This is a genomic window from Flavobacterium johnsoniae (genome assembly GCF_001879205.1).
Lineage (GTDB): Bacteria > Bacteroidota > Bacteroidia > Flavobacteriales > Flavobacteriaceae > Flavobacterium > Flavobacterium johnsoniae_A.
Genome location: NZ_MLFK01000002.1, coordinates 1 through 21,212 on the forward strand (window position 1 = coordinate 1; position 21,212 = coordinate 21,212).

Genomic DNA, 21,212 nt, shown 5'->3' on the forward strand with positions numbered 1-21,212 from the left:
TTTTTTTTTGCATTAATCTCAAATATAAATAATACGAAAAAAGGTTATCACGTCCCGATTGAAAATCCGGAAGACCGCAGGTTCTCCCGAAAGCTGTCGGGACTGCCACCCCGAAAAAAGTCTTTTCATTTACTTAAAGACTTTTTTAGAACAAACTGAAGACTAAAACTCCAATATTTTTAATTGTTTAAAATTTATTCCAACATAAAAAACATAGCCCGTGGTTGAAACCACGGGCTATACAAATAAACAATCTCTAAAAATCAGGATATTAAGAGGTTTTTCAATATCAAAATTTATTTCTCCATATTAATATAAGCAGGATAAGATTCCCGATTAGGCAAATTAAATTCCTCATCAAAAGGCTGTGTTCCTTCTCCATTATTATACAACGCTATGCGTTTTGCGCCAGTTGCTGTGCTGCCTCCAATTCCGTTAATAACGTTTTGAATATTCCCTGGCCCCGCAAAACGTGTAATGCACATTTTTTCGAGCTTCACATTTGGACTATTCGGTATTTCAAAGCCATTTTTCTTATTCACCTTCCCATCAGTTCCGGTAAAAACTGCATACGAACCCATACCGATAGTTTGATGTTCTTTTACTGTATTAGCTACTTTAAATGCGGCATAGCCATCTATCCTGCCTCCCTGACTGCTCCAACTTGCCTGATTTGGAGCATCGTATGGCGGTTCGTTCTGAAAGAAATACGTTCTGCCTCTTTCTCCTAGCCAAAGCACCTCATATTCTTGATAATGTTCGGTAAACAGAGCATAAAGGGTAACATCATTACCTGTAACGATAAGTCCGTTTTTACATCTGTCTCTTAACCAGCGTAAATCTCCGCCACGCTGCGAACCATGGTCGGCACGCCACAACCAGAAATGATCACCCACTACATTATTACTATTTATCTGCATCGAAGCGTGTATCTGAATATTTTTTGACTGAACACCTCCTACTCTGCACGTAATATCAGAGAGCAAAATAGGATTAGCAGAATGATCTGCGTTTGCTCCTTCGTTACCAATTCGAACCTGATAAGTTGTACTATTGAATGAATCCATCAAAAGTCCTGCAATGATAATTCCGTCCTTATCATCAGCATAGATACAACCCCACGTATTTTTCTCAGTTGGCTCTAGTGTTACCGAAGCTATCCCTGCTCCTAAAAGTATTGCATCTTTTCTATTTACCTGAATAGGTGCATTCAATGAGTAATGTCCCGGTGTAAAAAATATATTTTTACCTGTTTTTAGTGCCTTATTAATTTCTACATCAGTATCACCTTCTTTGGCAACATACCAATCCGTAAGCAAATCCTGGGCTTTCCCCTTACCCATATCTGAGGCAGTCCAAGAAACCCCTACTCTATCCTTTTCCCATGCCGGAACAAATACTTTGTATTCACCATCTTTATCTATAAAAAGAAAAGGTTTTTCCCTGATAATAGGCGTGGTTGGAATTGGAGAATTAGCTTCATCTGCCTGCGGAGGATTCACACAACCCTGCCACACCATATTGTATGAACCTCCCATAGCTCCCGATCCGGAAGGAAAAATAGTATTTCGGGTATACCATTGTTGTTGTCCGCCCCAGTTTGGTCTGGACGAAGTATAATGCGTATCAGCAATAAAACCACCGCTGCCCCAAAAGTTAGTATCACCAATATCTGAAATATATTTAGAAGTACTTTCAATCAGCATTCTTCGCGCACTGGTAGACTGAGAGACTGTCCACGCAAAATCTCTCATTACTTCTACATTCTCTACAGAACGCCAAAATGTACACGTGGCATTTGCGCCTCCCGAAAGATGAGGCCTTGTGAATACAGAACCTAATTTAACATCTGAAGGAACTTTACCTAAACCTCCAATATGGGAGTAGAAACCCAATTCTATTGAATTGGCCGTCGCCGATGACGCAGAACCAGATCCTCCCGAATCGTAAGTCTGTCCCTCAACATTTGCTTTAAAATAATAAGCCTGCCGTTTTGTGGTCCACTCACCGTTTGATCCGCTTAAACCTATAGCACTAAATTGTGAATTAATATCCTTACGTGCCGTTTCTGCTTTTTCATATTTTCTGTCGTAGAAATACATATTGCTGCCAAAAATTTGATTTTCAAGTGAAACTATAATGGTTACAGCGTTACGGGTAACCTTATAGTAATTCTCATATTTATCAGCATTTGGTTTATTATCTGTAAAGGTCAATTTAGAAGTTGAACCAACAGAAACAAAATCTGACGCCAATCGACTTCCGCCTCTGGTAATTATGTAATTCCCGGAAGAACCGAATGCAGGCCATGACAAGGTTATACTATGGTTTTTCTTGTTGTAGACAATTTTGCCTTCTACCTTATTCTCCTCATTTTTTTCAGCAGATGAATTTGGTGCTGTAAAACTGCATAGTAGCAGCATAACTGCAAACACAGCACATACTGAGATTAACTTTTTAATCATAATCTTTTTGGGTTTAATAGTATTTTTAAAGAGCCCAAAATAGTCATAATCCTTAATCTATATGTTCATTTTTAGTTCCAAATTTCTTATCAAAAACTATACAAAAATGTAAAATTTGTCTTTTAACAGCATTAATATACCTTATTGGACGAGCCCATCCTTTATAAATAGATTTTTTTTGCCGATCGTAAAAACATAGAAAATGAAAAAATTAATACTATTTGTAATATTCCTTATTTCCGCAGCCGCCACTGCACAAAAAACATTCAGGGATTCCTGTAATATCAACATAAAATATGAGTTATATAAAACAAATGCACACGCCTCGTATTATCATGATAAATTTAATGGAAAAAAAACGGCAAGCGGCCACAGATTCAATAACAATGATTTAACTGCTGCCCATAAAAAACTCCCATTCGGAACAATGTTGAAAGTTACAAACGAAATAAACACTAATTTCGTTATTGTAAAAATTACAGATAGAGGACCATTTGTTAAAGGAAGAGAAATCGACCTAAGCAAAAGAGCGTTTTTGCAAATTGCTTCCAATAAAAAAAGCGGTGTAGTTTATGTAAAAATTGAAATATTAAAATAAAGGTCCGATAAAACCCTTCATCAAAGTTAAAATCAAGCTCATTTCTCTTTTAAAACAGAAACACCACTTAAATTCATCAAATTTAGTTTACAATTCTATCAGCATCTAAAAATTATTTTTCTGCCGAAGACGCACGAAACCTCAATTAAGCGAAGTTTCATAAATGTTAACAAAATAGATTTTCAAAAACCATAAATAATTGTATTTTTACGGTTCAAAATTCAGAAAATAAATGGGCAAAATCATTGCGATTGCTAATCAAAAAGGAGGCGTTGGAAAAACGACAACATCTGTAAATCTTGCAGCCTCACTAGGTGTTTTAGAGAAAAAAGTATTATTGATCGATGCTGATCCTCAAGCTAATGCCACATCCGGCCTTGGGATTGACGTAGAATCTGTTGAACTTGGAACTTACCAAATTCTTGAACATACCATAACGCCAAAAGAAGCCATTTTAAAATGTACAGCTCCAAATGTTGACGTGATCCCTGCTCACATTGACCTTGTTGCTATCGAAATTGAATTGGTTGACAAAGAAAACCGTGAGTACATGCTTAAAAAAGCATTAGAAGAAGCAAAAGAAGAATATGATTATATCATTATCGATTGTGCTCCTTCATTAGGTTTATTAACCCTGAATGCTTTAACAGCTGCTGATTCAGTAGTTATTCCTATTCAGTGTGAATATTTCGCACTTGAGGGATTAGGAAAATTATTGAACACTATTAAAAGTATTCAAAAAATACACAACCCTGATCTTGACATCGAAGGATTATTATTAACTATGTATGATTCCAGGTTACGTTTATCAAATCAGGTGGTTGAAGAGGTTCAAAAACACTTTAATGATATGGTTTTTGATACCGTTATTCAGCGAAATGTAAAATTAAGCGAAGCACCAAGTTTTGGCGAAAGCATTATTAATTACGACGCTACAAGTAAGGGTGCAGTTAATTATATTAACTTAGCTCAAGAGATTATAAAGAAAAACAGTAAATAGTTTTTATGACAAAAGCAATTAAAAAACAAGCCTTAGGAAGAGGATTATCAGCATTATTAAAAGATCCGGAAAACGACATTACATCAGTAGAAGACAAAAATGCTGATAAGGTTGTTGGAAATATTATTGAGCTTGAAATAAGTGCTATCGAAATAAATCCGTTTCAGCCTAGAAGCAATTTTAATGAGGAATCATTACGCGAATTAGCCACTTCTATCAAAGAACTTGGTGTAATTCAACCTATTACTGTTCGAAAATTAGATTTTAACAAATACCAGTTAATTTCCGGAGAGCGTCGTTTGCGTGCTTCAACTTTAGTTGGTTTAACTCATGTTCCGGCTTACATTCGTATTGCCAATGATAATGAGTCTCTGGTTATGGCATTGGTTGAAAACATTCAGCGTCATGATTTAGATCCAATCGAGATTGCACTTTCTTACCAGCGTTTAATTGACGAAATTCAATTGACACAGGAACAAATGAGCGAACGTGTTGGAAAAAAACGTTCTACAATTGCCAACTATTTACGTCTTTTAAAACTAGATCCGATTATTCAAACAGGTATTCGTGATGGTTTTATCAGTATGGGGCACGGTCGTGCGATCATCAATATTGAAGATCTAGACATTCAGACCGATATTTATCAAAAAATTGTAAGTCAGAATTTATCTGTTCGTGAAACAGAAACATTAGTAAAAAATTACCACGAAAGCTTAAAGCCAAAAGAAGAAGGAAAACCGAAAGCTGATTCTTCATTTGTAGTTAGAGAAACACAGAAAAATTCTTTTAATGATTATTTTGGCTCAAAAGTTGATATTAAAGTTGCCGGCAACGGAAAAGGAAAAATCACCATTCCATTTAGCTCTGAAGCCGACTTTAATCGAATTGTAAAATTAATTAACGGATAGTGAATAAAATTGTCCCCATAAGTTTATTGTTCTTTCTCTTAGGAACCGTCTCTCTTTTTGCCCAGGTAAAAGAAGAAACGGTTTTGGTCGCTAAAGACAGTACTAAGTTAGAAGAAATAGACCCTCTTACACCAGCAAAAGCAGCTTTCTATTCTGCTATTTTACCCGGTCTTGGTCAGGCATATAATAAAAAATACTGGAAAATTCCTTTAGTTTACGGAGCTATTGGTACAAGTTTATATTTCTATATAGACAACAATAACAAATATCGTGATTATAGAAACGCCTACAAACGAAGATTAGAAGGCTATAATAACGATAAATATGAATTTTTAGATGACAGCAGACTTATTGCCGGTCAGAAATTTTACCAGAGAAACAGAGACCTTTCTGCTTTATTTGTTGTCGGCTTTTATGTTTTAAACATTATTGATGCCAATGTTGACGCTGCCTTGATTCAATTCAACGTAAATGAGAGACTATCAATGCGTCCGGAAATTTATCCCAACGATGTAACATTTAAACCAAATGTTGGACTAACTTTTAATTATCGTTTTTAAATAGTTTTCTTCTATTTAAAAATTCACAAATACATATAAAATGAAAATTGCGCTTTTAGGATACGGAAAAATGGGTAAAGTAATTGAACGAATTGCTTTAGAAAGAGGTCATGAAATAGTTTTAAAGAAAGATGAATTCAATACATACGACGGACTTTCAACAGCCGATGTTGCCATTGATTTTAGTGTTCCCTCAGCTGCAGTTCATAATATTTCTGCTTCTTTTAATGCTAATGTACCCGTAGTTTCAGGAACAACGGGATGGCTTGAACATTACGACGAAATGATTGCGCTTTGCAATGAGAAAAAAGGAGGTTTTATCTCGAGCTCCAATTTCAGTCTGGGTGTAAATATTTTCTTTGGATTAAATGAATATCTTGCTAAAATCATGAAGCAGTTCGATTCATACAAAGTTTCAATGGAAGAAATTCACCACATTCATAAACTTGATGCTCCAAGCGGCACTGCGATTTCTTTAGCTCAAGGCGTTATTGAAAACAGTAATTATACCGGATGGAGTTTAGATGAAGAAAAAAGCTCACATATTCGTATTGACGCAAAACGAATAGGAGAAGTTCCGGGCACACACACCGTGAATTACGATTCTGCTATTGACAGTATTGAAATCAAACATACTGCTCATAATCGTGAAGGTTTTGCTCTGGGTGCTGTTATCGCCGCAGAATGGCTTGCAGGAAAACAGGGAATTTTCACTATGAAAGATGTATTAAACTTACAATAAATCGAATAAGTTTTGGATTAATAAAACATTCAATCCTTAATTTGAAACCTAAAAATACAATATTATGACACTTTACTCTTGGTTCGTATTTTTCTTAGCTGTTCAGATAATTCATTTTCTAGGTACATGGAAATTGTATCAGGCAGCGGGAAGAAAAAGCTGGGAAGCAGCAATTCCGGTATATAATTCAATTGTTTTGATGAAGATTATCAACCGTCCAACATGGTGGACGTTACTGCTTTTCATCCCTATTATAAACTTAATTATGTTTCCGGTTGTCTGGGTCGAAACCTTAAGAACATTTGGTAAAAAATCAACTCTAGATACCATTTTAGGAATTTTTACTCTTGGTTTTTATGTTTATTATGTAAACTATACGCAAAAGTTAGAGTACAATGCCAACCGCAAATTGACTCCTGAAAACAAAACTGCTGATACAGTAAGCTCGTTGCTTTTTGCCATTATCGTAGCAACATTAGTACATACTTATGTAGTACAGCCTTATACTATACCAACTTCTTCATTAGAAAAATCGTTGTTAATTGGAGATTTCTTGTTTGTAAGTAAATTAAACTATGGCCCGAGAGTTCCTATGACGACTGTAGCATTACCTATGGTACATGATTCAATTCCTTTAACAAAAAGAAAATCATATTTAAGCTGGCCGCAATTACCTTATTTTAGATTTCCTGCTTTCGAAAAAATTAAACGAAGCGATATTGTTGTCTTTAACTGGCCTGTCGATACCGTACATTATTTTTACGAACCAAAAGGAAGACCAGGGGTTATCAAGCCTATTGATAAAAAATCAAATTATGTAAAAAGATGTGTTGGTATTCCTGGTGACAGTTTATCAATTAAAGACGGTTTTGTTTTCATTAACGGAAAAAAATTAGTTTTACCTGAAAGAGCAAAACCTCAGTATTCATATTCAGTAGCTTTAGACGGAAAAACATCTATTGATTTTGAATCTTTATTCAAAGAATTGGATATTACAGATCCGGCAGGTTTTAGAAGTGAAAAACGAGATACACTTTATTTTAGAGCTTTGACTGAGGCAAGCGCTGAACGTTTAAAAAACACTCCTGGTGTTACTGCTGTAAAAAGAGAAATTGATAAAGGAAATGACAACGCGATTTTCCCTCATATCAACAAATGGAATCAGGATAATTTTGGTCCGATTTATATTCCGGAAGCTGGTAAAACAGTTGCCTTAACGAATGAATCTTTACCATTTTACAAAGAAATCATTACCAATTACGAAGAAAACACTTTAGAACTAAGCGGTTCTAAATTTATAATAAACGGGAAAGAAACGAATACCTATACCTTTAAGCAAAACTACTATTGGATGATGGGAGACAATCGTCACAATTCTGAAGACAGTCGTTATTGGGGTTATGTTCCGGAAAATCATATCGTAGGAAAACCAGTTTTCATCTGGATGAGCTGGGATACAAATGGAAAAGGAATCAACAAAATTCGCTGGAGCAGAGTCTTCACTACTGTAGACGGCGAAGGACAACCGCAATCTTATTTCAAATATTTCCTAATTGTTCTTGCACTTTATTTCGTTGGAGAATTCTTCTGGAGAAAAAGAAAAGAAAACAAAGCATAATTAAAAAAAGTTATTTTTGTTTCAGGTTTCAAGTTTCAGGTTCGCAAAAACTTGAAACTTGAAACCTGAAACTTTTAAAACAAAAATAGAAATCATGAATTCCTTATTACTTCCTACTTATTTTCCGTCAATAAGCCACTTTGCAGTTATGGCTCAATCTGAAAATATAACTTTTGAAATGGAAGATAATTTCCAGAAACAGACCAATAGAAACCGAACTTACATCTATAGTCCAAACGGAATTCAATTATTAAATATTCCTGTTAAGCACTCCAAATCGGCGCATCAAAAAACAAAAGATGTTAGAATCGAAAATGAATTTGACTGGCAGAAACAGCACTTTAAATCCTTGGAAGCAGCTTATAGGAGTTCTCCTTTTTTTGAGTTTTTTGAAGATGATATTGCTCCTTTTTTTGAAAAGAAACATACTTTTTTAATGGACTTAAATATGGAAGTTTTAGACCTTACAGCTAAATGTCTTCGTATGAAATTAGAATTCGGAAAAACAGCTGAATACTTTCATGAAACAGAGAATATTGCTGATTTCAGATATTTAGCCAACGGAAAAAAAGACACAAATTCATTCGAAAAATACACTCAGGTTTTTGACGACAAACACGGTTTTATCAACAATTTAAGTGTTTTGGATTTACTTTTTAACGAAGGAAAATTTGCAATGGATTACTTAAAAACGCAAAAGTTACTTTAAACGTTTCTAAGCAATCCAGTATTTATTGGTTTAATTCAATTTTACCTGAATTGTTTCTCCTTCCTTAATCACTTTATTAATCCATATTTTGTTTTTGTCTGAAACTGTGATTTTTAGTTTCTTATTGATTCTCTCTACCGTAATATCAAAGTTTTTATTAGCCAGATAAATAGCACTTAAACTCATTTTTGGCCAGGATTGAGGCAACCTCGGAACAAGGTCAAAACTATTTAAACCAGTTGGACGAATTCCAAACAACCCTTCGGTAAAAACCCTGCAGTACAAACCGCTTTCTGCGGAAAGATGACGCTGGTTTCCTTCCGGAAATGCTTCTACAGGATAAGGAACATGATCGCCCAGCAATCTTCGATTAGAATAATAATGTAAAAAACGAATTGCTTTTTCAGATTCTCCTGCCGACAAAACCCCTCGCAAGGCATATAAAGTCGAACGATCCCAAAAGGTTTTATCACCTGCCTGACTCGCTAAGCCATCTTGTGTCCATAATTTTGAAGAGAATAAAGCATCAATAGTTCCTTCTTTTCGATCATAGATTCCCATTGCCAGAGGTGTACAAATCCAGGCACGCAAAATATCATTTTCTTTGTAATATTTATAAGTATCAAATCCGTCAATTCTGGCACCAAAATATCTTTCAATTGCAGCTTTCATTTTATCAGCCTGTACTTTGTAAGCTGTTAGTTTTTTTGATGATCCGCCAAGCTCTTTCCCAAGAAAAACGGCAGAAATAAGAGCATCATAATACAATGACGACGTATTTAGATTTGCTTTGCCTGAAGGAAAACGACCTTCTAATTCATCTGAATCAGAAAGAACAACTCCTTCCTCATTTATTTTTAACCGGCAGTATTCCAGACACCATTCAATCAGAGGCCATAACTGAGCAGCTTCTTTTTTACTTCCTTTCGCCAAAGCATAACGAGCAGCGCCATAAGCTATCATAGCCGCATCTCCCCGATCGCCAGCACCATTCCAAATATCGGTTCCTTCTGCAATTATAGAACTTGGAATTGGCTTATATTCTTTATTCATAAATTTCGCAAAGTGCAAATAAGCATTTAACGAAGCTTTATCTGCATATTGATAGCCTAGAAAAGGAAAAAACGGGCCTATATATTCTGCTTCATCATTTGCCCAAATAGCAGCATAATAAGCTTCGCCTCCCGGGCTGTGCATTGGACCTCCTTTTGTATCGAAGATACTTTCTGCAGCTCTTAATTTCGCGAAAGCAAATTCTGTATTTAATACTTCATCCGGAGTTTTAAGCACTAATTTATTCTGAATTTCAAAAACCAGATCTAAACGTTTCTGTTTTTCTTCTTCTATATTGATTAAAGGAATATTTTCGCCTGTTTTTGTTCCGAAGTATATAACCGAGAACGAAACTTCTTCATTGGGTTTAAGAGTAAAACTGCCATGATTTAAAGTATAAACGTTAACCTGATAACTTCCCTCTGTACCCTTTTCCGGATCAGAATGATAAACAGATTCGGTTTTAGGCACTTCAACAATGCAATTCTTGTCGAACGTGTTTTTTAAAGTATACTTTTCACAATATCCAGCCAGCGATGTCATGGGAAAATATTCTCTGGTAATTTCAAGTTTACTATCAACCTTACTGTTAACTTGTAATATTCCGTTGAGAGAAATAGCCGTTACCTTTTCATCTGTGATTGGTTTGTAATTTACAGTCACCAATTCCAGACCGTCCTGAGCAAACTGCCGTGTAAAACTCGCATGTGTATTATTGGGAATCGTTCTCAGCATTGGCCAGACCAAACTTCGGGTGGCATGAAAAGCACCATTTGCCAAAACACCATAGCGAATAACACCTGAAATTCTTTTACCGCTCATTTCGATATGGTCATCATGCGGAATATCTTCTTTAATTTTCCACGAAATTGAATTTTCAGAATCAATTTGCCAACGATTATTTTCCTGCGAAAACAAATTGCATGCGGCTAAGTTAAAAACAATTAAAAACAGAAAAGTCTGTGTTTTTTTCATTCGGTTATTCTTATTTTTTTGATTATCTATTTATAAGTTTTCTATTTCCAGCCATTTTGAAAGCGTTTTCATGATAAGCTGCTGATCCTTTTCGGGAAAATCTTTTACTCTTGTCGAATGGCTTCCTGTTGGTAAAACCATTTTCAACGCATCAAGCTTTGGATCTGGCGTTGGCGAACAAGAATACCAAGTATCGTAACCGCCATAGATATATAGAATTTTATCTCCTTTATTTTCTACATATTTTCGAACTTTTTTGATGTATTTTGGATTGTACTTTATCACAACTCCTTTGGGTGCAAAACGATCGTTTGATGAACTTCTTACAATTTGAAGCAAATCAGCAACGGGAGATAAATCAAAACCATAATATCCTAATTCAGTTAAATGCTGATAATAGGACGGCAGATAATTAAAATACATTTTGTCGTTGTAGGTTCTAACACCTACTATATTATCGAGATACTCAAATAATTCTTTGGCAGAAGCAGTTACAGGAGGAATCGCATCACATTTTCCTCCCCACTGCCAAAAAGAAAAAGGGAATTCTAAAACCGCATATTCTAAAGCTTCATTGAAAGAAACCTCAGTAAACGTCATTTTTTTTGCCACTGCATATTGCGTAAACTCTTTTAAAACAGCTTCTCTATTTTCTAAAACTGCTCTTTGAAATGCCTTAATTTTTTCTCTGCATTCCGGCGTGCCAACTGTTCTGGTATGTTCTATTGTTCTTGGATCTTCCTGCGTATTAATCAATGGAGCAACATACGGCATTGCCACATCAACATCGTTTGGATATTTTGACTTATATATTAAAGCCGTTTCACCGCCTTTACTTATTCCGGTCGAAATCCATTTTCCTGAATACAAATGCTTTAGCTTACTCACAATATCATGGTAATCTTCAACAGCCTGATCATTCGTTAAATATTCCCATTGAATTGGTTCCGGACGTGATTTTCCGTAAAAACGATATTCAACTGCAACTTGATTGGCGTTTAATAATTTACTCACTTCGCTTTTAATATTCCCTGTATTATAACCGTGCGTTTCTATAACCATTGGCTTATTAAAATCAAGATGAGAAAGATAAATGTAATGTTTGAAAGTGCCTTTTTGGGGATTTAGATGATCTAATGGTTCTTCTAAAATCAATTGATACGATTCCGAATAGCCTTCTAAATTGTCTATAAGGGTAATTTCAGCTTTAGGAAATAATTCAGTCAGCTTTAAAAATAAAGTTGATGCTGTTTGTGCTGCACCATACTGCGGACTTAGGACTATGTAAAGTAATACTAGTAAGCTTTGTACTTTTTTCATTTTTTAAGGTTTAATTGATTTTTTAAAAATACTGGCTATACAAAGCTAAATCCGATACTATATTACCTGTAAATTATCCTATTTTATCTACTTTGAGTTAAAATATGAGTATGCCAAAATATTGACTTAATTTTAATTAAAAAGTGTAAAAAAATAACCTTCAAAATCTTATTTCAATCTGAAAAAAGCTTACTACTTAACTTATGCAAAACTTTATTTATTCTGTATTTTTTTTAACCGTGGTACAGCTTTCTTGTGCCCAAACTCAGTTTCCGAATTTAGAAAACAGCAAAAACAGCCTTAATTACATGGGTTACCCGGCCTCTGTAACAGACAGAACTTCCTTAGCTTTCTCTGATAAAGGTTCTTGGTTTGCTTATGGTTTTTTAAATCCCGATAAAGCAGAAGCCGGATTTTCGGGACCTTTACTTTTAACGGAGCAAAACGGCGTTTGGCTCAGCCCGGCTTTTACTTCTTTACATCTTAAAGAAAATAACGAGCAAAATGAAATCGACTGGAAAACTTCTTTGGTACAGCAAACCAGTTACAATAGTCATCTGGAACAGGAATTTAAAACAAAGAACCTCATCATCAGGCAGGAACTTCTTTTTTTATCCGCCCATACTGCTTTACAAAAAACAAGTATCACAAATATTTCAAACCAAAAGATAAAACTGGATTCTTATTTTTCAGGAGAAAACTATTTAAATACAATGGAACTCACGTCAGGGAAAAATGAAATAATCCTGAATTCAAAAAAAGGAAATGCGATTGGTCAGATACAATTTATTGGACAAAATGTAAATTTCAATATTACTTCCGAAAGCTATAAAACACTTCTTAATTCCTTCGTTTTAAAGCCAAAAGAAACAAAAGAAATTGTAGTTGCCCAAACCTTTATTTTTCCACAATACTCCTGGGAAAAAGAACAAAACAGCATTAAAAAAAGTAATTTTGATAGTATTCTAAAAACTACTAAACAGGAAAAAGAGACCCAATTAGCTAATTTAAACACTCATAAAAAAGCTGTTTACCAGAATCAAATCTATTCTGATTTATTAGGCAAACTAACCCTTACGTTACAAAATAACAGCCGAATTGCAGCAGAAGGTTTAAAACACAGCGGCATTTTCCCAAGCTATCATTATGAATGGTTCAATGGTTTTTGGGCCTGGGACAGTTGGAAACATGCTGCGGCGGTGGTAAATTACGATCCGGATCTGGCAAAAAACCAAATGCGAGCCATGTTTGATTATCAGGAACCAAACGGCTTTATTCCTGACTGCGTTTACCGCGATACTTTAATTGAGCCTAATAATTACCGAAATACAAAATCGCCGTTAGCCGCCTGGGCCATTTTGGAAATTTATAAAAAAACAAAGGATAAAAACTTTCTGAATGAATTTTATCCGAAATTAAAAAAATATCACGAATGGAGAACGAGACCACGATCAGGACGGATTATGTGAGTTTGGTTCGACTGACGGAACTTTAATTGCTGCAAAATGGGAAAGCGGTATGGACAATGCCGTTCGTTTTGACAACAGCGTTTTATTACAAAACAATAAACATGCTTTTTCTATTGATCGCGAAAGCGTAGATTTGAATTCATTTTTGTATGCAGAAAAAATATTTTTAGCTGCAATAGCTTCGGCTTTAGAAGATCATGCTAATTCATCAGCATTTAAAAGTCAGGCTGCGATTTTAAAAGAAAAAATACAAACTCAGTTTTGGGACGAAACTTCCGGATGGTTTTATGACAGCACTATTGATGGAAAAACGCTTTTGAAAGATATGGGCTGCGAGGGTTATTTTCCTTTATGGGCAAAAGCAGCAACTCAGGAACAAGCCGAAAAAATCAAAAAGAATATGATGAATCCTGAAATCTTTAATACTTTTATTCCCCTGCCAACGCTCGCGGCGAATCATCCTAAATTTAAACCCGAAGGAGGTTATTGGCGCGGCCCAATCTGGCTGGATCAGGTTTATTTCGGTATTACCGGCTTGTCGAATTACGGTTATCAAAAAGAAGCAGACCAACTGACTTATAAAACAATTCACAATGCAGAAGGAGTTCTTGAAAAAGGGCAAGCCATTAGAGAAAATTATCAGCCAATTACAGGAAAAGGACTTGAAGCTTATAATTTCAGCTGGTCTGCAGCGCACTTGATGATGCTATTGCTTAACGATTAAATTATTTAAAAAATATACTTAACTATAAAAATAAAAAAAGATGACTATTGGAGTTGGCGGATCTGACGTAAATACAGAACTAGAAAAAATACAAAATATGACGGGGAATGTAAAAGCCATTCAGCCCGAAGAATATAAAATGCGTATTCAAAAAGCCGTATCTATCATGAAAGCAGCAGGTGTGAAATCGCTTTACATTAATGCCGGAACGAACTTATATTATTTTACAGGAACCAAATGGAATCCTTCTGAAAGAATGGTGGGCGGTCTTTTGTTTGAAGACGGCAGTTTAGAATATATTGTTCCGAAATTTGAAGAAGGGACTTTTAATAAATTCAAACAAATAGACGGTAAAATTAACTGCTGGGAGGAGCATGAATCTCCTTATCAATTATTTGGAAAAATATTGAAAAACAAAAATATCAGTTCTGGTAAAATTGCTTTGGATGAATCTGCCGGTTATTTTTTAATTGATGGTTTAACCAAGGCCAATCCGGGTTATGAATTTCAAAACGCACAGCCTGTTACAACAGGATGCCGTATTCAAAAATCAGAAAATGAAATTGCTATTATTCAGCAGGCAAAAGAAATTACGATGGTCGTACAACGCGCTGCTGCCCGTATTTTGCACCCGGGTATAAAAGCAGAAACGGTAGTCGATTTTATAAACAAAGCCCATATTAAAGCTGGAATTTCTTCCGGTTCTTATTTTTGTATAGTGTTATTTGCAGATGATTCTCAATATCCGCATGGCGTAACAAAACCGCAGGATTTAAAAGACAATGACGTTGTATTGATTGACACAGGATGTCGTTTAGAAGGTTATTTATCTGATATCACACGTACTTACATATACGGAACACCAACTGAAGCGCATAGAAAAATATGGAACCTGGAAAAAGCAGCGCAAAGAGCAGCTTTTGATGCCGCACAATTAGGAGCCACCTGTGGCTCTGTTGACGATGCAGCGAGAAAAGTAATTGCACAAGCTGGTTTAAGTGGAGATTATGAACTTCCCGGATTACCTCATCGTGTAGGACACGGAACAGGATTAGATATACATGAATATCCTTATTTGGTTAGGGGAAATAATACCGTTTTGGCAGAAGGAATGGTGGTAAGCAACGAACCTATGATTTGTATTCCGGGACAATTTGGAATTCGCCATGAAGATCATTTTTATATGACATCAAACGGGCCAAAATGGTTTACAACTCCAATGCACAGTATTGAAAATCCGTTTGGCATTGAGGTAAATTAATCCTTATTTATTAGCATACAAAAAGGGGAAACGATATCGTTTCCCCTTTTTTCTTTACAACCAAAACTAAAAATTACTTAATTAACCTGGTGGATCACATTAATTTCAACACATAGAAACATAGAGTTCGCACTTTCAAAAAAGGCATTTCACTTATTTAAAACAAACATAGAGCTATGTGTTAGAAACATGTTTTTTCTATCTGTTAAATGATTTTTTTACTAATTACATCCAACGGGTTACTTAACCAATAATTTTTTACTTTCAGAAAAACTTCCGTCTGTAGCTATGACGATATAAACTCCTTTTCTAAGTTGATGAACCGGATAAGACACCGTGTTATTTAATACCGCTACTACAACTCCGGTATGATCGTAAATCGTTATTTTAATATTTGCTGCATTTAAATTGCTGAATTCAAAATTAACTACGTCTGTGGCCGGATTAGGATACATTGCAAATGATTTTGTAAAATCGACTTGAGCTACGCCTAAGTTTCCGTTTTGCAGATCAATTGTCAATGGTGCGCTCCAATCACTAAATTCAGAGGCGTTTTTCGCTCTTACTCTAAATTGGTAAGCGGTTTGTGTTCCCTGCTTCGGAATCCATAAATAATATGTTGATGAATTTCCAAATGTTGTCCAGCCTGTATTCGCATTATTTAACTGTACTTCATAGCTTGTCGCATTTGAAACTGTGTTCCATGAAGCATAAAAACCTGTAGAATAAACTCCTGCATTACCAATGTTCGAAGGCGTTGCCAATGTTACCGGATTTGGTATAACGGTTCCGGAAACTACGGTATAATCTTCTACTTCTCCGTCGGCAATATTATCACAAGCTGATGATGGGTTCGAATAATATTTCATTACAATTCGCATTCTTGTTGACCCGGTAAATGCAGCGGCAGTAAAACTACCCGTTGCAGTTCCGTTAGACGAGATTCCATCAATCACTTTTTCTGAAGGTTCAAAAATATTGTTTTTGTTATAGTCGATCCAGATTCCCCAAAATTCTGTGTAAGCATCTCCAGAAAAACCAGCTGTCAAACTTACGTTTGTAGGCGTACTTGGCGATACTGTAATTGTTTTAGAAGTATAATCAGCGTAACCACCTGTATTTTTACCGGAAACATTATTAAAACTTCCAATCGTTACAGAATTAATATATTCGTATTTATTGTCTGCCTGAGTAGTACAATAAGCTGAATTAGCCGTAATTGTGGCAGAAACTTCATTAGAATAAGCGGAATAAACAGTATTTGCTTTGGCACGAATTTTATATTTATAAGTACTGCCTGCTGTTAAACCCGTATTGGTATAAGTTACTGCTGTACTTGCCAAAGTTGCTATTTCTGCAAAAACATTATCTGCCCCTGCTCTTTCCACAACAATATTTGTGGCATTTACAGCATTATTTGTCCATGCTAATTGCACTTCTAAACTACTATTATTAGCCGTTGCTGTTAAATTAGAAGGAGCTAATACAGTTGCAGAAGTTTGGTTTCCTGCCAAAATCGGTTCGTTAGGTTTTGTATTGTATGCAAAATCCAAAACGGTATAACCGACTCCGCCAGCTTCTACTTTTACATGCATCCAGCCATAGCAGGTACGTCCTCTGCTTTTATATTCAAAACCTACATATCCGGTTTGATTGTCCCAGGCTGTATAGCTTGAAGTTCTTAAATCTAACTGGTCCGGATAAGCAGCACCGGGAGTTACAAAATTACTTGATGCTCCAATTGAAGTTCCCTGAGTAAGCAAAGAAATGTTTCTGGTTCCTGCCTGACCTACTAATCTTTTTCCGTAGGTTTCCATTTTTAATGCTCCAGGCGCAAACTGCCACACACCATATTCTGTATTATCACCAATTGCTAAATCAAAATACTGCCATGTTTGTGCCGATGAGGCCACATAATCAGGATTGTTTACATAGAAAATTCCGTAAGGAGCATCAAATTTTAAATTGATGGTTTTTGAAGCATTGTCCAGAGTAGAAATACCGCCCGTAATTGCTGCGTCTTTAAACGTAATAATCACCGCTGCATCATTTGCCGGAATATGCGCTGTGGCTTTTCCTGTAAAAGAAACCACCGCTTTATTATTGCCCTGAAGTGTCAGCACAGCAGTCAATCCTGCCAGAACTCCCGAAACCGTATAATCAGTTCCCGCTGTAAAACTGCCGGAACTTTTTGTAAAAGTTCCATTATTAGTTGATAATGAAATCAAACTGGTTGTTGTAACACCTCCATCATTAGCTTCAGCTTCGTATAAAATACTTTCAGATAAAGTAACAGCCGTTTTATTTGACATTCCGGTATAAATTGGCGTATTTGGCTGTGTATTATAAGCATATTCAGAAATAGTAAAAGAATCTCCGTTTGCTGCAACATTCACTTTAAACCATCCATAACAAGTTTGCCCTTCAATTTGGTATTCAAAACCAACATAACCTGATTTTCCTTCCCAAGCGGTATAAGTTGATGTTCTTATATCTAACTGATTTGGATATGCTCCAGGCGCTGTCATGTTGCTTGCAGGCCCTACTGCTGTATTTTGCCCAAGCAAAGAAATGTTTCTGGAACCTGCTTCGCAAACTAATTTTTTAGCATAGGTTTCAATTTTTAAAGCATTCGCAGCATAACGCCAGCCTCCAAATGAAGTATCATCTCCTTTTGCAATATCAAAGGGCTTCCATGTTAAAGAGGAAGAAATATTGACATCTGGCATGTCTACAAAAAATATCCCGTAAGGATCTGTAAATTTCAAATTAAAGAACAAAGAGGTACAAGATAAGCCAGTAGTACCGCCGGTAAAAGCAGCTGGCAAAAATGTAATTCCGGCCGTGGCATTTTGCGCCGCTGCGTGACTAAGCGCTTTTCCCGAAAGGGTCAGGGTTACCTGTCCGTTTGAATTTACGGTAAGTATTGGCGTAATTCCTGCTGGAAAAGCATGTGTAAAATGTGTTCCTGCAGATAAAGTTCCCGAACTTAATGCAAAGGTTTTACCTCCACTCAATGTTATAATCGATGGAGTATTAAAAGCTCCGTCGTTTACAACTGTTTCTTTAAGAGTCGTTACACTTGCCATTAAACTGCTTTCTGTTGAGTTTACTCCTGTATCAATTAAGTTTTGAGGCTGCCAAAGTGTGATTCTTGCAGGATGCTGTAAGGCGGCCAGCATTCTGTCTATTTGCCCTTGCGTATACATTTTATAACAGCCTTGCGCACCGTTATATCCCATGTAGTTTTCAAAATTTACCTTGTCGCCGCTACAGTTTGTGCCCGGTGTACAGGCAAGAGTATGCAAACCATCTTCCGCCGGTGTATCGCTGACTTCATCTGTGCCGGTACAACCTCCTTCAAAAGTGTGAATTAAATTTAGAAAGTGACCAAACTCATGTGTTAAGGTTGCCGAAAACTCTTTACTATACGAATTGTCATAAAGATAAGCTCCATTAAAAACAACACGTGCCGTATTACTTGCTGTCATATCCGAATTAGGATACCAGGCAACTCCAGAATTGTTTAAAGCCCCATCGTTATATAAATCATTCTGGATATAAACATTCATATATTTTGTATTATCCCAGGCATCTGCTGCAATCTGATCGTCGTAACCACCGCCGTTTCCGTAGCCATTTTTAGCGGGATGAAAAACGACACCGGTTGTACAGCCACCATTTGGATCTTTTTTGGCTAATTTAAATTCGACGTTTAAGGTTCCTCTTCTTGGTTGAAAAAAAGGCTCAACAGTTTGGTAATCTGCATTTCTTCCATTAAAATCATCATTCAATTGTGCCAAATGATTGACAATTTTCTCGTAAGTAATCGTTTTGCCGCTTTGCACATCTCCGTATATGTGAAAAACAACTGGAATGGTATAAGTAACCGCTTCTGTTTTAGCAGTTTTACTTTTACGCTGAAGGGTAAATTTCTTCGTAAAAGCATCGAAATCTTTTTTCTCCTGCAATGAATTCGGATTGGCCCGATACACTTTAGCGTTTTCTTCTGTGGTCCGGCAAGGAAGTCCTTGCGCACTCATTTTTGCTATCGCAAAAAAAAGCAATAATACTAGTAGTTTTGTTCTCATTTTTTTTGGGTTTTGTTATTACCAAAATTATTATGATGCCTTTTAACTGACTGATACTATCTAACTAATATTTAATACAAGATTAACAAGTTTTTAACCTTAAAAAAACACATTATTAAAAAATAATACAATTAAGCAATACATTCAATAACAAAAACAACACTTTATTAAAAACACATCAACCATATATAAAAACAAAAAAAACCGGATACCTAATTAAAGATATCCGGCTAAAAACAGGAAAACTAATTCAAATCAAAATTTATCCCAGAAAATTTTTGTGGTCATTAAATCTCCTCCAATAGCTGCGGCAGCTGCCTCATAATTTTCCTTATTCAAAGTTTTATCAAAAATGGAATAAATATTACGTACCGGAACTTTTCCCTGCGCGGCATCAACTGCGGTGGAAGGCGCTTGCAATAGCGGATAATCTAATCTTCTGTATTCCGTCCAGGCTTCAAATCCTCTATTGTAATAGGCTATCCAAAGCTGATAGGCTATCTTTTCTTTAGCAGTTCCTACGGCTGTTGCAAAATCTACATCAGTTCTATTTAGGTATGTTTGAGCATCAGCATTGGCAACTCCCCAAAATTGCATACTTGCCAAAATACCTTTTTTATAATATTCTTCTGCAGTTCCCCCTACACTAAAACCTCTATTGGCTGCATCTGCCAATAGGAAACACGTCTCTGTGTAATCAAATAAAACGCCCGGATTTGTTTTTTCTTTCAGCTTTGGACCCACATTAGAAAAATCACCATAACTTACCTGTTTAGCATAAGGCGCTCCTTTATAAACACCTTGCTTTTTAGAATTCGGATTAAAGAAAATATCACGTCTTGGATCTGCTTTCGCATTTAACTCATTAACAAAAAACTCCGTAGGCACAGTCTGGCTTTCGTTTACCAAAGTATCATACAACGGATTCATATCCACCAATGACGAAAAATACTGAAAAAGAGCTGTCTGGCTTTCGTTTGTCATAAGTCCGGAATTATAGGCACTTTCAACCATAGTTTTGGCTAAAGCAGGTTCAACATCAGCAAGATGCAACCCTAATTTTAGTTTTACACTGTTCGCCAGTATTTTCCATTTTCCAACATTTCCTTTATATATTAAATCGGCTGTTCCAAAACTGGCTTTACTGCTATCCATATCTGCAATTGCAGCATCTAATCGAGCGGCTAAATCTAAGTAAATAGCTTTTGCATCATCATATTTAGGATACGGATGCCCTTTAATATCCAAAGCTTCGCTATATGAAACATTGCCGAATAAATCTACCAGAGTTTGATAGGCCATTACAATCTGAACTTCCAGAATTGCCAAATTGTTTTTCTTAACAGCCATGTCTACCGCTCCCAAAGCTTCTTTGTCTTTAATTTGCTTTTGGGCGTTTACTAAATCCTGCAAAACATCTCTGTACAATAAAACAGCATGAGCATTTCCCAGATTTCTTCTTTCCTGATTGTAATTTACCTCATCTGTATAAGTTGTGGCTGTCCAATATTGCACATAACCTCTAAAGTTATTATTGTTCACAGAGGCATTGGTCAAAAAATAAGCAAAGTTAACTTGTGCACTTGTCATTAAGGCACCCGGTAAAACAGTCGTATAGGCTTTTTCGTCCTGATTTAAATCTTCTAAATTATCACATGAAACAGCCGAAAGTAAAATGGCGCCTGCGAAAAATATTGTTTTTACTATTTTCATTTTGTT

General features: G+C 35.9%; 13 protein-coding genes and 1 pseudogene. 9 read left to right on the forward strand and 5 right to left on the reverse strand.

The genetic code is table 11. From position 1 onward, the window contains the following. Positions 1-296: 296 nt before the first annotated feature. Complete coding sequence (locus BKM63_RS02310) at positions 297-2,465, reverse strand: hypothetical protein (RefSeq protein ID WP_071635069.1); 2,169 nt, start codon at positions 2,463-2,465, stop codon at positions 297-299. A 202-nt stretch (positions 2,466-2,667) separates the two neighbouring features. Between BKM63_RS02310 and BKM63_RS02315 the strand changes: the two genes are divergently transcribed. The 7 genes from BKM63_RS02315 to BKM63_RS02345 all read left to right on the forward strand — a co-directional run bounded on the left by BKM63_RS02315 (position 2,668) and on the right by BKM63_RS02345 (position 8,600). Beyond that, positions 2,668-3,063, forward strand: coding sequence for a septal ring lytic transglycosylase RlpA family protein (locus BKM63_RS02315; RefSeq protein WP_071635070.1), 396 nt, complete (start codon positions 2,668-2,670; stop codon positions 3,061-3,063). Positions 3,064-3,295: 232 nt separating this feature from the next. Then, positions 3,296-4,063, forward strand: coding sequence for a ParA family protein (locus BKM63_RS02320; RefSeq protein WP_071635071.1), 768 nt, complete (start codon positions 3,296-3,298; stop codon positions 4,061-4,063). Between the two features lie 5 nt (positions 4,064-4,068). Continuing rightward, positions 4,069-4,971, forward strand: a complete 903-nt coding sequence (locus BKM63_RS02325) for a ParB/RepB/Spo0J family partition protein (RefSeq protein WP_071635072.1) — start codon at positions 4,069-4,071, stop codon at positions 4,969-4,971. Then, on the forward strand, positions 4,971-5,531 hold the full coding sequence (locus BKM63_RS02330) for a DUF5683 domain-containing protein (protein ID WP_071635073.1): 561 nt from the start codon (positions 4,971-4,973) through the stop codon (positions 5,529-5,531). Before BKM63_RS02325 ends, BKM63_RS02330 begins: the two co-directional genes overlap by 1 nt. A 40-nt stretch (positions 5,532-5,571) precedes the next feature. Continuing rightward, the gene (dapB, locus tag BKM63_RS02335) at positions 5,572-6,273 is read left to right on the forward strand and encodes a 4-hydroxy-tetrahydrodipicolinate reductase (protein WP_071635074.1); all 702 of its coding nucleotides are present in this window, start codon (positions 5,572-5,574) and stop codon (positions 6,271-6,273) included. A 64-nt stretch (positions 6,274-6,337) separates the two neighbouring features. Further along, complete coding sequence (gene lepB, locus BKM63_RS02340) at positions 6,338-7,891, forward strand: signal peptidase I (RefSeq protein ID WP_071635075.1); 1,554 nt, start codon at positions 6,338-6,340, stop codon at positions 7,889-7,891. Positions 7,892-7,985: 94 nt separating this feature from the next. Next, positions 7,986-8,600: a WbqC family protein gene (locus tag BKM63_RS02345; protein ID WP_071635559.1), complete on the forward strand. Its 615-nt coding sequence runs from the start codon at positions 7,986-7,988 to the stop codon at positions 8,598-8,600. 30 nt (positions 8,601-8,630) lie between these two features. Here BKM63_RS02345 and BKM63_RS02350 read toward each other — a convergent pair whose 3' ends face one another. Together BKM63_RS02350 and BKM63_RS02355 are read right to left on the reverse strand one after the other, a co-directional pair. Then, positions 8,631-10,628: a hypothetical protein gene (locus BKM63_RS02350; RefSeq protein WP_071635076.1), complete on the reverse strand. Its 1,998-nt coding sequence runs from the start codon at positions 10,626-10,628 to the stop codon at positions 8,631-8,633. A 30-nt stretch (positions 10,629-10,658) separates the two neighbouring features. Further along, the gene (locus BKM63_RS02355; protein WP_071635077.1) at positions 10,659-11,948 is read right to left on the reverse strand and encodes a S28 family serine protease; all 1,290 of its coding nucleotides are present in this window, start codon (positions 11,946-11,948) and stop codon (positions 10,659-10,661) included. Positions 11,949-12,256: 308 nt separating this feature from the next. Between BKM63_RS02355 and BKM63_RS24095 the strand changes: the two are divergent. Both BKM63_RS24095 and BKM63_RS02365 read left to right on the forward strand, forming a co-directional pair. Then, positions 12,257-14,141 (forward strand): annotated as a pseudogene (locus BKM63_RS24095) (MGH1-like glycoside hydrolase domain-containing protein). A 40-nt stretch (positions 14,142-14,181) separates the two neighbouring features. Continuing rightward, the gene (locus tag BKM63_RS02365) at positions 14,182-15,402 is read left to right on the forward strand and encodes a M24 family metallopeptidase (protein WP_071635078.1); all 1,221 of its coding nucleotides are present in this window, start codon (positions 14,182-14,184) and stop codon (positions 15,400-15,402) included. 239 nt (positions 15,403-15,641) lie between these two features. Here BKM63_RS02365 and BKM63_RS02370 read toward each other — a convergent pair whose 3' ends face one another. Together BKM63_RS02370 and BKM63_RS02375 are read right to left on the reverse strand one after the other, a co-directional pair. Then, positions 15,642-19,493 carry a M43 family zinc metalloprotease gene (locus BKM63_RS02370; protein ID WP_083572164.1) on the reverse strand — a complete coding sequence of 1,284 codons (3,852 nt, stop codon included), beginning with the start codon at positions 19,491-19,493 and terminating at the stop codon, positions 15,642-15,644. Positions 19,494-19,748: 255 nt separating this feature from the next. After that, positions 19,749-21,206, reverse strand: coding sequence for a SusD/RagB family nutrient-binding outer membrane lipoprotein (locus tag BKM63_RS02375; RefSeq protein ID WP_071635080.1), 1,458 nt, complete (start codon positions 21,204-21,206; stop codon positions 19,749-19,751). Positions 21,207-21,212 lie beyond the last annotated feature (6 nt).